Origin of the sequence: Pseudomonas sp. FEMGT703P, from assembly GCF_002786345.1 — a bacterium.
GTDB classification, from domain to species: domain Bacteria; phylum Pseudomonadota; class Gammaproteobacteria; order Pseudomonadales; family Pseudomonadaceae; genus Aquipseudomonas; species Aquipseudomonas peli.
The window spans coordinates 364313-379379 of the sequence record NZ_PGCM01000003.1; the positions used below are offsets into that span (position 1 = coordinate 364313).

Consider the following 15067-nt stretch of genomic DNA (forward strand, 5'->3'; position numbering starts at 1 on the left):
GGCTACTTTGCCTCCAGTTTCAGCGTCAGCCAGCCCCGAATACGACGGTAGAGCTGCTCTTGTTCAGCTTCGCGGTTGCCCGGCAACGCTTTCATGGCGATCTGTATGTAGCTGGGGTGTTTCTGGCGTTTGCTGGCTTGCGAGCGTTTGAGTGCGGCTTGTCGGTCGGTGGCGAGGTCCTTGTAGTAGAAGTCGCCAGTGGCCAGTTGCAGTTGTGGGATCAACTCATCAAGCGGCGGGGTGTAGCCAGCAGGCAACTGTGCGGCGACCAGCAGCAAGTTTTTGATTTGGTCAGGCTTGCGCTCTGCCAGGTAGCGTGCGGCCCAGTAAGCGCCACTGCCATGACCGAGCAACACAACGCGCTTGGCTTGTTGTTGTTCGGCAAAGCCGATGGCCGCCTCGATACGTGCCAAAACCCGCTCGGCATGCGCCTTGCGCTGTTCCTCAATGGCTTTCAGTTTAGTTTCCGCTGTTTCGGCGCTGTCGAGCGGGCTGTCGGTGGTTTGCGCAGCGGCTTCATCTGCCGCAGGGCTGTTCTCGGCCGCGTTCTCTGCTGGCGTTGGCGCGGCGTCGGCGGCGGGCTCTTCGGTGGGCGCTGGTTCGGCGATGCGCACTGGCGGTGCATCACTGTTGGGGTCGGGCAGGGTCAGGCTTAAGCTGTGCCAGCCACCATTGGGTAATTTGCTGCGCAGGGGGCCGACGCCTTGTGGCCAGTCGGCACTCTCATCATCGCCCGGGACAATAATCACAGCGCCGCTGGGCTCGGCCACGTTGGCTGGCAGCCAGAGCGCCAGAAAGGGTTCCTCGCCCGCTTTCAGCTGTTGCTGCTCCTTCTGCTCCACCCGTTGCTCCAGCGCCGTTGCGTCCACTTCGCTGCGTTCGGGCAGGGGCGCGCGAGGTGTCTCGGCGGGAGTCTCTGGGCTGGCTTCAGGGGTGGCGCTGTCGCTCTCCTCAGCCTGCAGGGGGTGAACCAGCAGCAGTGCTAAGAGCAGGCTGAACAGGGTGGGCCATGTCGGGCTAAAGCGGCGCATCAGGCATTCCTTCTCGGGGCAGGCCACTGAAGCCTAATACCTAGGCGTGCCTTTGTCAGGGCTGAATAGCTCTAAGCCCTTCAGGACTGGAGTAAGGTAAGGGTTGCTGGATCCTGCTCGGTCGTTTCCCCCCTGTGGAGTGTGGTTGCGTTGAAGCGCCTGTTGATTGTTCTTTTACTGTGGCCGGCGCTGCTGTGCGCGGCCGAGAGTAATGTGTTGCCCCTGAGGCCGGCCTTTAGCGCCGAGCAGCGTGCGTGGCTGAGCGATCACCAAACCCTGCGGGTTGGTCTGGTGATGCAGGCGCCCTGGGCGCAATTTGATCGCCGCCAGCAGCGCCTATCAGGTGCCAACGTGGACCTGATGAATCGCCTGCTGCAAGGCATGGGTGTGCAGGGGCAGTGGCTACGTTTTGCCGGCCAGGACGCGCTGGAAGCCGCCCTGCAACGCGGCGAAGTCGACCTGGCCCCCGGTCTACAACAAACCCCGCAAGGCCTAAGGCGTTGGCGCTTTTCTGATCCGTACTTGCGCGTACCGCATCTGGTAGTGGGCGAGCGGCGCGGCAGCAGTGCGGTGGACCTTGACCGAATCGGCCGCGATGAAAAAGTTGCTGTGCGTGCGCCTAGTGCCGTACAGGAATACCTGCGCGTAACGCACAGCAATGTGCAGTTGCAGCCGGTGGGCAATGAACGTGAGGCGCTGGATCTGTTGTTGCGCCAAGAGGTCAGTTACGCGGTGGTAGACGAGGCGCGGCTGAGCTTGTTGCTGCGTGAAACCCAGTTTGCCGGCTTGAGCATCATCGGTGACATTGGCTTGCCGCAGTTGCTGCGCATTGGCAGTCGCCGCGATGCACCGCTGCTCGCCGATATTCTCCAGCGCACCTTGCAAGCGTTGCCCGGTGGAGAGCTTGAGCAGCTGCAAGCGCGCTGGTTTCCCCTGTCAACGCGTCAGCTGGGCAACCCACTGGCGTTTTGGAAAGGCGTCAGTGTGTTTCTCGGTCTCATCCTCCTGACGCTGGCTGCGATTGTCCGCTACCTGTTACTGCAACGCCGCAGCCTGGAGCGTCAATTGCTGGACGCCCGCGCAGTGCTGAGCCAGCGCGAGGCTGCCGAGCAGGCGCTGCGGCTGAGCCAGTTTTCGATTGATAACAGCACCGTGGGCATCCTCTGGGTCAATTGGGACAGCCATGTGCGTTATGCCAACCTGGCGGCTGAACGCATGCTGGGCTATGGCCGCGACGCGTTGGTCGACATGCCGCTGGTGCAACTGGAACCTGCGCTGAGCATGGACCGTTGGTTGACTCTCTGGCGGCAGGCCCGTGGCAGCCAGGAGCCTTTGCCTGGCTTTGAGATCGACTGTCAGCGCGCCGATGGCAGCCGCTTGCCGGTGGATGTGTCATTGAGCTTTTTGCGCTTTGACCAATCGGAATACCTCGTGGTTTTTATCACTGATGTCACCGAACGGCGCCGCGCACAGGCCGCCTTGCAGGAAAGCGAAGCGCGCCTCAAAGGGATTGCCGGCAATGTGCCGGGGTTGGTGTTCCGGCTGGAGCGGGCCAGCGCCGAGCAACCGGTGGAGTTTGCCTACATCAGCGAAGCCAGCCTGGAGTTGGTGGGCTATCCAGCGGCCGAGTTGCAGCGCGAAGACCGTGGCATCCGCAGCCTGGTCCATCCTGAGGATCAAGCGCGCTATCACCAGACCCAGGATGCCGCGCTGCTGGGCGACTGCGATTGGCAATGGCAGGGTCGCATTCTGACTCGCGACGGCGAGCTGCGCTGGGCGGACATCAAGGCCACAGCGCGTAGCTTGGGTGAAGGGCGGGTGGTGTGGGACGGTATCGTCTGGGACATCACCGAGAACAAGCAGGTCGAGCTGGCGTTGGCTGAGTCCCGTGCCCACCTGCGCGAACTGGCGGCCCACCTGGAAAGCGTCCGCGAGGAAGAAAAAGCCCGGATTGCCCGCGAGGTGCACGACGAGCTCGGCCAGGTGCTGACCGTGCTCAAGCTGGAAACCGCCATGTGTGAGCTGGCCTTTGCCGGTCAGGTCGCGGGCCTGGATGAGCGTCTGACCAGCATGAAAAAGCTGATCGCTAATCTGTTCCAGTTGGTCCGCGATGTGGCCACGGCGTTGCGCCCGCCGATCCTGGATGCAGGCATTGCCTCGGCCATCGAATGGCAGGTGCGCCGCTTTGAAGCGCGCACCCAGATTCCCTGCCTGGTGGAGGTGCCCGACCACCTGCCGCCACTCAGCGATGCCAAGGCCATTGGCCTGTTCCGCATCTTGCAGGAGGCGCTGACCAACGTGATGCGCCACGCCGGTGCGCAGAGCGTGCAGGTTTACTTGCGCGTGGAGCAGGGCGAGCTGTGCCTGTGCGTGATTGACGACGGTAAGGGCTTTGCGCAGGCACCCCGCAAAGCCGGGCAATCGTTCGGCCTGGTCGGCATGCAGGAACGGGTATTAATGCTGGGCGGGCGTTTACAGATTGACAGCCAGCCAGGCGAGGGCACTACGCTGCTGGCGCATGTGGCGCTGGATGAGGAGGCACTGACGTGATTCGGGTATTGGTGGCAGAAGACCACGCCATCGTGCGTGAAGGCATCAAGCAGCTGATTGGTATGGCGCGCGACCTTGAGGTAGTGGGGGAGGCGAGCAATGGCGAGCAGTTGCTGGAGACCTTACGCAAGGTTGAGTGTGATGTGGTGCTGCTGGATATTTCCATGCCCGGCGTCAACGGCCTTGAGGCCATTCCGCGGATCCGGGCGCTGCTGCGGCCACCGGCGATTCTGGTGCTGTCCATGCACGATGAAGCGCAGATGGCGGCGCGTGCGCTGAAGATCGGAGCGGCTGGTTACGCGACCAAGGACAGCGATCCGGCGCTGCTGATCGCCGCCATCCGCAAGGTGGCCAGTGGCGGCCGTTACATTGATCCGGAACTGGCCGACCGCATGGTCTTTGAGGTGGGCCTGACGGACTCACGCCCACCCCATGTGCAGCTGTCCGAGCGTGAGTTTTCCGTGTTCGAGCGGCTGGTGCGCGGTGAAGGGGTCAATGACATTGCCCTGCACCTGGCCGTCAGCAACAAGACCGTCAGCACCCACAAAGCGCGGCTGATGCAGAAGCTCGGGCTGCACTCGGTGGCAGACCTGGTGCGCTATGCCATGGAGCATAAACTGCTCTAAAACGGTGCTTTAAGGATGCTTTGATGTGTCCTTGCCCGGCTTGCAAGGCCCGGCCGGCGTGGCGTGCGCACGACTTCTGTGCGCGCTGAGTGAGGGCTGGTTTTTGTAGGGCAATTCCTACAGAAGGTTCTCCTGCTGCCTGACAGCAGGTTGTCATCCAGCCCGATTATGCCCCCGCTTTAACCCCCCTAGTCTTGTGCCATCAGCGTGCAGACAACAACAAGGGTGTGGCGATGAGCGGGTCTCAGGCAAACGATGTACTGGTGAGCTTTCGTGGTGTGCAAAAGAGCTACGACGGCGAAAACCTGATCGTCAAAGATCTCAATCTGGATATCCGCAAGGGCGAATTTCTCACCCTGTTGGGGCCGTCCGGTTCGGGTAAAACCACCAGCCTGATGATGCTGGCCGGTTTCGAAACTCCCACTGCCGGCGAGATTCTGCTCGACGGTCGCTCGCTCAACCGCCTGCCGCCGCACAAGCGTGACATCGGCATGGTGTTCCAGAACTACGCGCTGTTTCCGCACATGACCGTGGCCGAGAACCTGGCCTTCCCTCTGAGTGTGCGCGGCATGTCGCGTACCGACAGCACCGAGCGGGTGAAAAAAGCCCTGTCCATGGTCCAGCTCGACAGCTTCCGTAATCGCTATCCGGCGCAGCTCTCCGGCGGGCAGCAGCAGCGCGTGGCCCTGGCCCGTGCCCTGGTGTTCGAACCGCAGCTGGTGCTGATGGACGAGCCGCTTGGCGCGCTGGACAAGCAGCTGCGCGAGCATATGCAGATGGAAATCAAACATATCCACCAGCGTCTGGGCGTGACTGTGGTCTACGTCACCCACGACCAGGGCGAAGCGCTGACCATGTCCGACCGCGTGGCGGTGTTCCACCAGGGCGAGATCCAGCAGATCGCCCCGCCTCGTGACCTCTACGAGTCGCCGAAGAACACCTTCGTCGCCAACTTTATCGGCGAAAACAACCGTCTCAGCGGCCAGTTGATCAGCCACGACGGCGAGCGTTGCGTGATTGGCCTGCCTCGTGGCGAGCAGGTCGAGGCGCTGGCGGTGAACGTTGGTGGGCTGGGTGAGCCGGTGACCCTGTCGATTCGCCCCGAGCGCGTGCGCCTGAACGGTGCCAGCGAGCAGTGCGCCAACCGCTTCTCCGGGCGCGTGGCGGAATTCATCTACCTGGGCGACCACGTGCGCATCCGTATGGAGGTGTGCGGCAAGCCCGATTTCTTCGTCAAGCAGCCGATCGCCGAGCTCGATCCCACCATGGGTGTGGGCGATGTGGTGCCGCTTGGCTGGCATGTGGAGCACGTTCGCGCTCTCGACCCGCTGCTGGCGGAGTGAGTGCTTTAGTACCCCAGAGCCTGTTTAACAACCCTGCACAGTGGAGAGAACAACAATGAGCAAACTGCACAGCAACCTGCGCCTCGGCGCCCTGGCTCTCGGCCTGGCCTGCGCCGGCCAAGCGGCCGCCGCCGATCTGACGGTGATTTCCTTCGGTGGTGCCAACAAGGAGGCGCAGACCAAGGCCTTCTACCAGCCGTGGGAAGCGGCCGGTAACGGTAAGGTGATCGCCGGTGAATACAACGGTGAGATGGCCAAGGTCAAAGCTATGGTCGATACCAAAAGTGTGTCGTGGAGTCTGGTGGAAGTGGAGTCGCCGGAGCTGGCGCGCGGCTGTGACGAAGGTCTGTTTGAGGAACTCGACCCGGCCCTGTTCGGCGATGCCGCCAACTTTATCGACGGTGCCGTGCAGCCATGCGGCGTGGGCTTCTTCGTCTGGTCGACAGTGCTCGCCTACAACGCCGACAAGCTGGCCAGCGCCCCAACCGGCTGGGCCGATTTCTGGAACGTGGCCAAATTCCCCGGTAAGCGCGGCCTGCGCAAGGGTGCTAAGTACACCCTGGAGTTCGCCCTGATGGCTGACGGCGTGGCAGCGAAAGACGTGTATGGCGTGCTCGCTACCCAGGAAGGCCAGGATCGTGCCTTCAAAAAGCTCGATCAGATCAAACCGCACATCCAGTGGTGGGAGGCCGGCGCTCAGCCGCCGCAGTTCCTCGCTTCCGGTGACGTGGTCATGAGCTCCGCCTATAACGGCCGCATCGCTGCCGTGCAGAAGGAGAGCAACCTGAAAGTGGTGTGGAATGGCGGCGTCTACGACTTCGACTCCTGGGCTATCCCAAAAGGTGCCAAGGACCTTGATGCGGCCAAGGCCTTCGCTGCCTTCACCGTGCAGCCTGATCAGCAGAAGGTCTACTCGTCGAATATCGCCTACGGCCCGGCCAACAAGAACGCCGTCGCGCTGCTCGACAAGGGCCTGCTGGCAGACATGCCGACCACCCCGGAAAACATCGCCGGCCAGGTCGCCATGAACGTGGAGTTCTGGGCCGATTTCGGCGAACAGCTGGAACAGCGCTTCAACGCCTGGGCCGCCAAGTAAGTTGCTAACACCCCCTCTCCTACGGGAGAGGGTCTGGGGATGGGGCTGGCGCCGTTGGCGCCCCCTTGTCTCTTTTTTCCTGCCGCCTCGCGCGGCCAGATTTAGCGGAGCTAGCAATGGCTGAAACCGTCCCCCTCAGCGAATTCGCCGGGCTCACCCTGAAGCAGAAATTGGCGCGTGCCGAGCGGATCAACCGCCTCAAGGCGCAGGGCCTGATCCTGCCGCTGTTGGTGTTCCTCGTGGTGGTGTTCATCCTGCCGATTGGCATTCTTCTCTATAAAAGCGTGGAAAACCCCGAGGTGGTGAGCAGCCTGCCGCGTACCGTTGCGGCGATTGCCACCTGGGATGGCCGTGGCCTGCCGGAAGAGGCGGCCTACAAGGCTCTCAGCCTCGACCTGGCCGAGGCGCGCAAGCAGCAGACCATTGGTGATCTGTCCAAGCGCCTGAACATGGAGTTGGCCGGTTACCGCAGCCTGATGGCCAAGACCGGGCGTGCGCTGCCGTTCAAGCAGGAACCGGCCTCCTACAAGAATGCCCTGGAGAGCCTCGACGAGCGCTGGGGCGACCCAGCCTACTGGCAGGTGATCCGCCGTAACGACAGCGCTTTCACCTCTTACTACTTGCTGGCGGCCCTCGACCACCGCATTGACGACCTTGGCGAACTGGCCCCGGCTACCCCGGATCAGGCTATCTACCTGGACATTTTCGCCCGTACCTTCTGGATGGGCCTGGTGATCACCGCCCTCTGCCTGGTGCTGGCCTATCCGCTGGCCTACCTGCTGGCCACCCTGCCGACCCGCACCAGCAACCTGCTGATGATCCTGGTGTTGCTGCCGTTCTGGACTTCGATCCTGGTGCGGGTGGCGGCGTGGATCGTACTGCTGCAGTCGGGCGGGCTGATCAACAGCGCGCTGATGGCCATGGGCATTATCGACCAGCCGCTGCAGCTGGTGTTCAACCGCACCGGGGTCTATGTGGCGATGGTGCACATCATGCTGCCGTTTATGATTCTGCCGATCTACAGCGTGATGAAGGGCATCTCACCGAGCTATATGCGTGCGGCGATTTCCCTTGGCTGCCATCCCTTCGCCAGCTTCTGGCGGGTGTACTTCCCGCAGACCCTGGCTGGCGTCGGTGCCGGCTGTCTGTTGGTGTTCATCCTGTCCATTGGCTACTACATCACCCCGGCCCTGCTGGGCAGCCCGAGCGACCAGATGATCAGCTACTTCGTCGCCTTCTACACCAACACCACCATCAACTGGGGCATGGCCACAGCCCTCGGCGGCCTGCTGTTGCTGGCCACCATGCTGCTCTATGTGGTGTACAGCTGGTTGGTGGGCGCGAGCCGCCTGCGTCTGGGATAAAAAGGCCTGCGCAGCAGGCCAACTGATGACCCTCGCTCCTCCGGGCGAGTGTGCCCGCAGGGCGGGAGAGGGGCGTTGCCCCGCTAGAGAATGATTGGAGAATGCAGATGCTGAGCCCCTACAAATCGCCGATCGAACGTGCCTGGTTCTGGACCCACCGCAGCCTGTGTGCGCTGGTGCTGCTGTTCCTGATCCTGCCTGTTCTGGTGATCATTCCGCTGTCGTTCAACTCCGGCAGTTTTCTGGTGTACCCGTTGCAGGGCTTCTCGCTGCGCTGGTACGAAGACTTCTTCACCTCCGCTGAGTGGATGCGTTCGCTGAAAAACAGCCTGATCATTGCTCCCGCCGCCACGCTCCTGGCGATGCTCTTCGGTACGCTGGCCGCCATCGGCCTGACCCGTGGCGAGTTTCGTGGTAAGGCCCTGGTGATGAGCCTGGTCATCTCGCCGATGGTGGCGCCAGTGGTCATAGTCGGGGTGGCCAGCTACCTGTTCTTCGCCCCCATGGGGTTGGGCAACAGCTACTTGGGGCTGATCCTGGTGCATGCGGTGCTCGGCGTGCCGTTCGTCATCATCACCGTGTCGGCGACACTGCAAGGCTTCAACTACAACCTGGTACGCGCCGCCGCCAGCCTGGGTGCTTCGCCGCTGACCGCCTTTCGCCGGGTGACCTTGCCGCTGATCGCACCCGGGGTAATCAGTGGCGCATTGTTCGCCTTCGCCACCTCGTTCGATGAGGTGGTGGTGACCCTGTTTCTCGCCGGCCCCGAACAGGCCACCCTGCCACGGCAGATGTTCAGCGGCATTCGCGAGAACCTGTCGCCCACCATTGCCGCCGCCGCGACCCTGCTGATCGGTTTCTCCATCCTGCTGCTGCTGACCCTGGAGTGGCTGCGTGGCCGTAGCGAGAAACTGCGCACGCAGCAGCCATCCTGAATCCTCCGGAACACGAGAGTCCCATGAGCCTGCAATTAAATAACCCCAGCCTGCTGCGCCAGCAGGCTTACGTGAACGGCCTGTGGTGTGAGGCCGACAACGGTGCACGAACCGAGATCCGTAACCCGGCGACCGATGAAGTGATCGGCAGCGTGCCGAACATGGGCCGCGCCGAAACCCGCCGCGCCATTGAAGCTGCGCAAATCGCGCAACCGGCTTGGCGGGCTCTGACGGCCAAGGAGCGAGCCAATCGCCTGCGCCAATGGTTCAACCTGATCATGGCTAACCAGGAAGATCTGGCGCGGATCATGACCGCCGAGCAAGGCAAACCCTTGGCTGAGGCCCGTGGCGAGATTGCCTACGCGGCCTCGTTTATCGAATGGTTTGCCGAGGAAGCCAAGCGTGCTTACGGCGATGTGATTCCCGCCCATGCCGGCGATAAGCGCATCCTGGTGCAAAAAGAACCCGTGGGCGTGACGGCAGCCATCACCCCGTGGAATTTTCCCAGCGCGATGATCACCCGCAAAGCCGGCCCGGCGCTGGCCGTGGGCTGCGCGATGGTACTCAAACCTGCGCCGCAAACGCCGTTCTCCGCGCTGGCGCTGGCCGCACTGGCCGAGCAAGCGGGCATTCCGGCGGGCTTGCTCAGCGTGATCCCGGCCGATGTGGACGCCAGTCGTGAGGTCGGCGGTGAGCTATGCGACAACCCCATCGTGCGCAAGCTGAGCTTCACCGGCTCCACCGGCGTGGGCATCAAACTGATGCAGCAGTGCGCGCCGACGTTGAAAAAACTCTCACTGGAGCTGGGCGGCAACGCGCCGTTTATCGTCTTCGACGACGCCGACCTGGATGCCGCCGTGGAAGGGGCGATCATCTCCAAGTACCGTAACGCCGGGCAGACCTGCGTATGCGCCAACCGCCTGTACATTCAGAACGGTGTGTATGACGCCTTCGCCGCCAAGCTACAAGCCGCAGTGGCCAAGCTCAAGGTCGGCAACGGCATGGACGAGGGCATAACCACCGGCCCGCTGATCAACGCCGACGCCGTGATCAAGGTGCAGCGCCACCTGCACGACGCCCTGGAAAAAGGCGCTACCCTGCTGGCGGGCGGCAATAGCTTAGGCGGCAATTTCTTTGAACCAACCATCGTTACCGGCGTGACGGCCGAGATGGCCGTGGCCCGTGAAGAAACCTTCGGTCCGCTGGCCCCGCTGTTTCGCTTTAGCGATGAGGCTGAGGTGATTCGCCAAGCCAACGACACCGAGTTTGGTCTGGCCGCCTACTTCTATGCCCGTGATCTGGGCCGTGTATTCCGTGTGGCCGAGGCGCTGGAGTACGGCATGGTCGGCATCAATACCGGGGTGATCTCTACCGAGGTCGCGCCGTTTGGCGGGATGAAGTCCTCCGGCCTGGGCCGTGAAGGCTCCAAGTACGGCCTGGATGAGTACCTGGAGATCAAATACCTGTGCCTCGGAATCTAAGCGTGGCCTGAATCCATAAGGTGGAAGACGCGCAACGCGTTTTCCACCTCCTGAACAACCTGCACTCCTAACGAGGACCGCATGAGCAAGACCAACGAATCCCTGATGCAACGCCGCACCGCTGCCGTTCCACGCGGCGTGGGCCAGATCCACCCGATCTTTGCTGAATCGGCGAAGAACGCCACCGTAACCGACGTTGAAGGCCGCGAGTTTATTGACTTCGCCGGCGGCATCGCGGTGCTCAACACCGGCCACCTGCACCCGAAAGTGGTGGCGGCGGTGCAAGAACAGCTGACCAAACTGACTCACACCTGCTTCCAGGTGCTGGCGTACGAGCCGTACGTTGAACTGTGCGAGAAAGTTAACGCACGCGTGCCAGGCGACTTCGCCAAGAAGACCCTGCTGGTCACCACCGGCTCCGAAGCCGTGGAAAACTCGATCAAAATCGCCCGCGCTGCCACCGGCCGTGCTGGCGTGATCGCCTTCACCGGCGGCTACCACGGCCGCACCATGATGACCCTGGGTTTGACCGGTAAAGTCGTGCCGTACTCGGCCGGTATGGGTCTGATGCCGGGCGGCATCTTCCGCGCCCAGTACCCGTGCGAGCTGCACGGCGTGAGCACCGATGACGCCATCGCCAGCATCGAGCGCATCTTCAAGAATGATGCTGAGCCGCGCGACATCGCCGCGATCATCATCGAGCCGGTGCAAGGCGAGGGCGGTTTCTACGTCGCGCCAAAAGATTTCATGCTGCGCCTGCGCGCCCTGTGTGATCAGCACGGCATCCTGCTGATCGCTGACGAAGTGCAGACCGGCGCGGGCCGTACCGGCACCTTCTTCGCCATGGAACAGATGGGCGTCGCCGCCGACCTGACCACCTTTGCCAAATCCATCGCCGGCGGTTTCCCGGTGGCGGGCGTGTGCGGCAAAGCTGAATACATGGACGCCATCGCCCCAGGCGGTCTGGGCGGCACCTACGCCGGCAGCCCGATTGCCTGCGCCGCAGCCCTGGCCGTGATGGAAGTGTTTGAGGAAGAGCAGCTGCTGGATCGCTGCAAAGCAGTGGGCGAGCGCCTGGTCACTGGCCTCAAGGCCATTCAAACCAAGCACAACAGCATCGGCGAAGTGCGCGCCCTGGGCGCCATGATTGCCATGGAGCTTTGTGAAGGTGGCGACGTGCACAAACCCAACGCCGCTCTGACTGGGCAGATTGTTGCCAAGGCGCGCGAGAAGGGTTTGATCCTGCTGTCGTGCGGTACTTACGGCAACGTCCTGCGCGTGCTGGTGCCGTTGACCGCTGAAGATGCGCTGCTCGACCGTGGCCTGGCGATCATCGCCGAGTGCTTCGACGAACTGGCGTAAGCCCGCAGCGCTCATACAAAAGACCCGCTTTGGCGGGTCTTTCGTTATCTGCGTTATCGTAGGGTGGATGAAATGGTGCCATCCACCCTCCGCGCCACCTGCCGACCATCGTCCCAGCGACGCCTGAGAATCCGCTCGGGTACAATGCGCGCCTTTCGTGAATGCCACCGAGGTGCGTTATGCAACCCTTCGCCATTGCCCCGTCGATTCTCTCCGCTGATTTCGCCCGCCTGGGTGAAGAAGTCGACAAGGTGCTCGCCGCCGGTGCCGACATCGTGCACTTCGATGTGATGGACAACCACTACGTGCCCAACCTCACCATCGGCCCGATGGTCTGTGCTGCGCTGCGTAAATACGGCATCACCGCGCCGATCGACGCACACCTGATGGTCAAGCCGGTTGACCGCATCATCGGCGACTTTATCGAGGCCGGTGCCACGTACATCACCTTCCACCCGGAAGCCTCTGAGCATATCGACCGCTCGCTGCAGCTGATTCGCGACGGCGGCTGCAAGGCCGGTCTGGTGTTCAACCCGGCCACCCCGTTGGAGGTGCTCAAGCACGTGATGGACAAGGTCGACATGATCCTGCTGATGAGCGTCAACCCAGGCTTCGGTGGGCAGAAATTCATTCCCCATACCCTGGAAAAGCTTAAAGAGGCCCGCGCGCTGATCGATGCCTCTGGCCGCGAAATCCGCCTGGAGATCGACGGCGGGGTGAATGTGCAGAACATTCGCGAAATCGCCGCTGCCGGTGCCGACACCTTTGTCGCCGGCTCGGCGATCTTCAATCAGCCGGACTACAAAGCAGTGATCGACGCCATGCGCGCTGAATTGGCTCAGGCTCGCGGATGAGTCTGCTGCGCGAGCTGTTCCTGGGCGAGTTGCCGCGCCTGGTGATGTTTGATCTGGACGGCACCTTGGTGGATTCGGTGCCTGATCTGGCCGCTGCCATCGACAAGACTTTGCGCGATTTGGGGCGGCCGGCAGCGGGTGTGGCACAGGTGCGTAATTGGGTCGGCAATGGCGCGCGGGTGCTGGTACGTCGCGCCCTGGCGGGCGGGCTGCAACATGAGCATGTAGATGAGGCCCTCGCCGAGCAGGCGCTGGAGCTGTTTATGCAGCATTACGCCGAAAACCACGCGCTGACCCAGGTCTATGCCGGTGTAAAGCCGACCCTGGACTGGCTGCGTGAGCAGCAAGTGGAGCTGGCGATTGTCACCAACAAGCCCGAACGCTTTGTCGCGCCGTTGCTAGATGATAAAGGCCTCGGTGGCTATTTCCGCTGGATTGTCGGCGGCGACACGCTACCTCAGCAGAAACCCGACCCGGCAGCGCTGCTGTATGTGCTGCAACTGGCCCGAGTGGACGCTGCGCACGCGCTGTTTGTCGGTGACTCGCGCAATGACGTGTTGGCGGCCAGAGCTGCCGGCGTGCCCTGTGTGGCGCTGAGTTACGGCTATAACCACGGCCGACCGATTGCCGAGGAGAATCCTGCGCATGTGCTGGATTGTCTGAGCGGCTTGCTGCGCCCGGCTGAGCCCTGATTTTGCCGGGGTTTGCGGGTTGATTCGGGTCCGGCCCTGCGCTAGTGTGGCCGAACTCCAATCCCGCCTGAAATAAGAGAGCTTCGTGGTGGTTACCTGCACGCGTTGGTCGGCAAGCACCGACATGAAAATCATCAAGGCCCTGGCCCGTTGGCGCTGGCGCCCCTGATCTGATCTTGGCCGCCTAGGCGGCGCGTTTGCACTCGACCGAATTACCTCAAGCCACGAGGCTGATCATGACCCGCGAAGAATTCCTGCGTTTAGCCGCTGCCGGCTATAACCGCATTCCTGTTGCCTGCGAAACCCTGGTGGATTTCGACACCCCGCTGTCGATCTATCTGAAGCTGGCCGATGAGGCCAACACCTACCTGCTGGAGTCCGTGCAGGGCGGTGAGAAGTGGGGGCGTTACTCCATCATTGGCCTGCCGGCACGCACCGTGTTGCGTGCGTACGAGCATGACGTGACCATTAGCGTCGACGGTGTCGAAGTGGAGCGTCATCACTGCGAAGACCCTCTGGCCTTTGTCGAGCAGTTCAAAGATCGCTACAAGGTACCGACGCTGGCCGGCTTGCCGCGCTTTAACGGTGGTCTGGTCGGTTACTTTGGCTATGACAGCGTGCGCTACGTCGAGCCCAAACTGGCCAAGGGTGTTAACCCCGATGCCTTGGGTACACCGGATATCCTGCTGATGGTGTCCGATGCGGTGGTGGTGTTCGACAACCTGGCCGGCAAGATGCACGCCATCGTGCTGGTTGATCCGAGCGATGCCGATGCGTTGGAGCAGGGCCAAGCGCGCCTGCAGGACATCCTGCACAAGCTGCGTCAGCCGATTACCCCGCGCCTGGGCGTGGACCTGGCGGCGCCGGCCGGTGCCGAGCCGGACTTTATCTCCAGCTTCAAACGCGATGACTACGAAAATGCAGTCAAGGCGATCAAGGAGTACATCCTCGCCGGCGACTGCATGCAGGTGGTGATCTCGCAGCGCATGTCGATCCCGTTCAAGGCTGCGCCGATTGATCTGTACCGCGCGCTGCGTTGCATCAACCCGACGCCCTACATGTACTTCTTCAACTTCGGCGACTTCCACGTGGTCGGCAGCTCGCCGGAAGTGCTGGTGCGCCTGGAAGATGGCTTGGTCACCGTGCGCCCGATTGCCGGCACCCGCCCGCGTGGTGCCAACGAGGAGGCTGACCTGGCCCTGGAAGAGGACCTGTTGTCCGATGCCAAGGAAGTGGCCGAGCACCTGATGCTGATCGACTTGGGCCGTAACGACGTCGGTCGTGTAGCCAGCACCGGTAGCGTCAAACTGACCGAGAAGATGGTAATTGAGCGTTATTCCAATGTGATGCACATCGTCTCCAACGTCACCGGCCACCTTAAAGAAGGCCTGACGGCGATGGACGCGCTGCGCGCCATTCTGCCGGCGGGCACCTTGTCCGGCGCACCGAAGATTCGCGCGATGGAAATCATCGATGAGCTGGAACCGGTCAAGCGCGGTGTCTACGGCGGCGCCGTGGGCTACCTGGCGTGGAACGGCAATATGGACACCGCCATCGCCATTCGTACCGCGGTGATCAAAGACGGCGAGCTGCATGTGCAGGCCGGTGCCGGCATTGTGGCCGACTCGGTGCCCGCGCTGGAGTGGGAGGAGACGCTGAACAAGCGTCGCGCCATGTTCCGTGCTGTGGCGCTCGCCGAGCAAACCGTCACTGACCCGTCCACGCGCTGAGGA

12 protein-coding genes are annotated in these 15067 nt (G+C 62.4%); 11 read left to right on the forward strand and 1 reads right to left on the reverse strand.

The genetic code is table 11. From position 1 onward, the window contains the following. Nucleotides 1–2: 2 nt before the first annotated feature. Nucleotides 3–1031: an alpha/beta hydrolase family protein gene (locus CUR33_RS02580; RefSeq protein WP_289238603.1), complete on the reverse strand. Its 1029-nt coding sequence runs from the start codon at nt 1029–1031 to the stop codon at nt 3–5. Between the two features lie 177 nt (nt 1032–1208). Between CUR33_RS02580 and CUR33_RS02585 the strand changes: the two genes are divergently transcribed. From CUR33_RS02585 to trpE, 11 genes are all read left to right on the forward strand, one after another. After that, nucleotides 1209–3581: a PAS domain-containing sensor histidine kinase gene (locus CUR33_RS02585; protein ID WP_448703064.1), complete on the forward strand. Its 2373-nt coding sequence runs from the start codon at nt 1209–1211 to the stop codon at nt 3579–3581. Beyond that, the gene (locus tag CUR33_RS02590; RefSeq protein ID WP_160089422.1) at nt 3578–4207 is read left to right on the forward strand and encodes a response regulator; all 630 of its coding nucleotides are present in this window, start codon (nt 3578–3580) and stop codon (nt 4205–4207) included. Before CUR33_RS02585 ends, CUR33_RS02590 begins: the two co-directional genes overlap by 4 nt. A gap of 233 nt (nt 4208–4440) precedes the next feature. After that, a complete protein-coding gene (locus CUR33_RS02595) occupies nt 4441–5550 on the forward strand; it encodes an ABC transporter ATP-binding protein (protein WP_289238605.1) in 1110 nt (369 codons plus the stop codon). A 55-nt stretch (nt 5551–5605) separates the two neighbouring features. Then, nucleotides 5606–6646: an ABC transporter substrate-binding protein gene (locus CUR33_RS02600; protein ID WP_289238606.1), complete on the forward strand. Its 1041-nt coding sequence runs from the start codon at nt 5606–5608 to the stop codon at nt 6644–6646. Nucleotides 6647–6762: 116 nt separating this feature from the next. Next, nucleotides 6763–8010 carry an ABC transporter permease gene (locus CUR33_RS02605; RefSeq protein ID WP_289238607.1) on the forward strand — a complete coding sequence of 416 codons (1248 nt, stop codon included), beginning with the start codon at nt 6763–6765 and terminating at the stop codon, nt 8008–8010. A 107-nt stretch (nt 8011–8117) separates the two neighbouring features. After that, nucleotides 8118–8945 (forward strand): ABC transporter permease, encoded by an 828-nt coding sequence (locus tag CUR33_RS02610; RefSeq protein ID WP_090256112.1) that lies wholly within the window; start codon nt 8118–8120, stop codon nt 8943–8945. Between the two features lie 23 nt (nt 8946–8968). Beyond that, a complete protein-coding gene (gene gabD / locus CUR33_RS02615; RefSeq protein WP_448703063.1) occupies nt 8969–10426 on the forward strand; it encodes an NADP-dependent succinate-semialdehyde dehydrogenase in 1458 nt (485 codons plus the stop codon). An 81-nt stretch (nt 10427–10507) separates the two neighbouring features. Continuing rightward, nucleotides 10508–11788, forward strand: a complete 1281-nt coding sequence (gene gabT / locus CUR33_RS02620) for a 4-aminobutyrate--2-oxoglutarate transaminase (RefSeq protein ID WP_289238608.1) — start codon at nt 10508–10510, stop codon at nt 11786–11788. A gap of 179 nt (nt 11789–11967) precedes the next feature. Next, a complete protein-coding gene (gene rpe, locus CUR33_RS02625) occupies nt 11968–12642 on the forward strand; it encodes a ribulose-phosphate 3-epimerase (protein WP_289238609.1) in 675 nt (224 codons plus the stop codon). Beyond that, entirely contained in the window at nt 12639–13334 is a 696-nt protein-coding gene (locus CUR33_RS02630) for a phosphoglycolate phosphatase (RefSeq protein WP_289238610.1), read from the forward strand. The genes rpe and CUR33_RS02630 overlap by 4 nt, the downstream gene beginning before the upstream one ends. Before the next feature lie 236 nt (nt 13335–13570). Then, entirely contained in the window at nt 13571–15064 is a 1494-nt protein-coding gene (gene trpE, locus CUR33_RS02635; RefSeq protein ID WP_289238611.1) for an anthranilate synthase component I, read from the forward strand. Nucleotides 15065–15067: the final 3 nt, after the last annotated feature.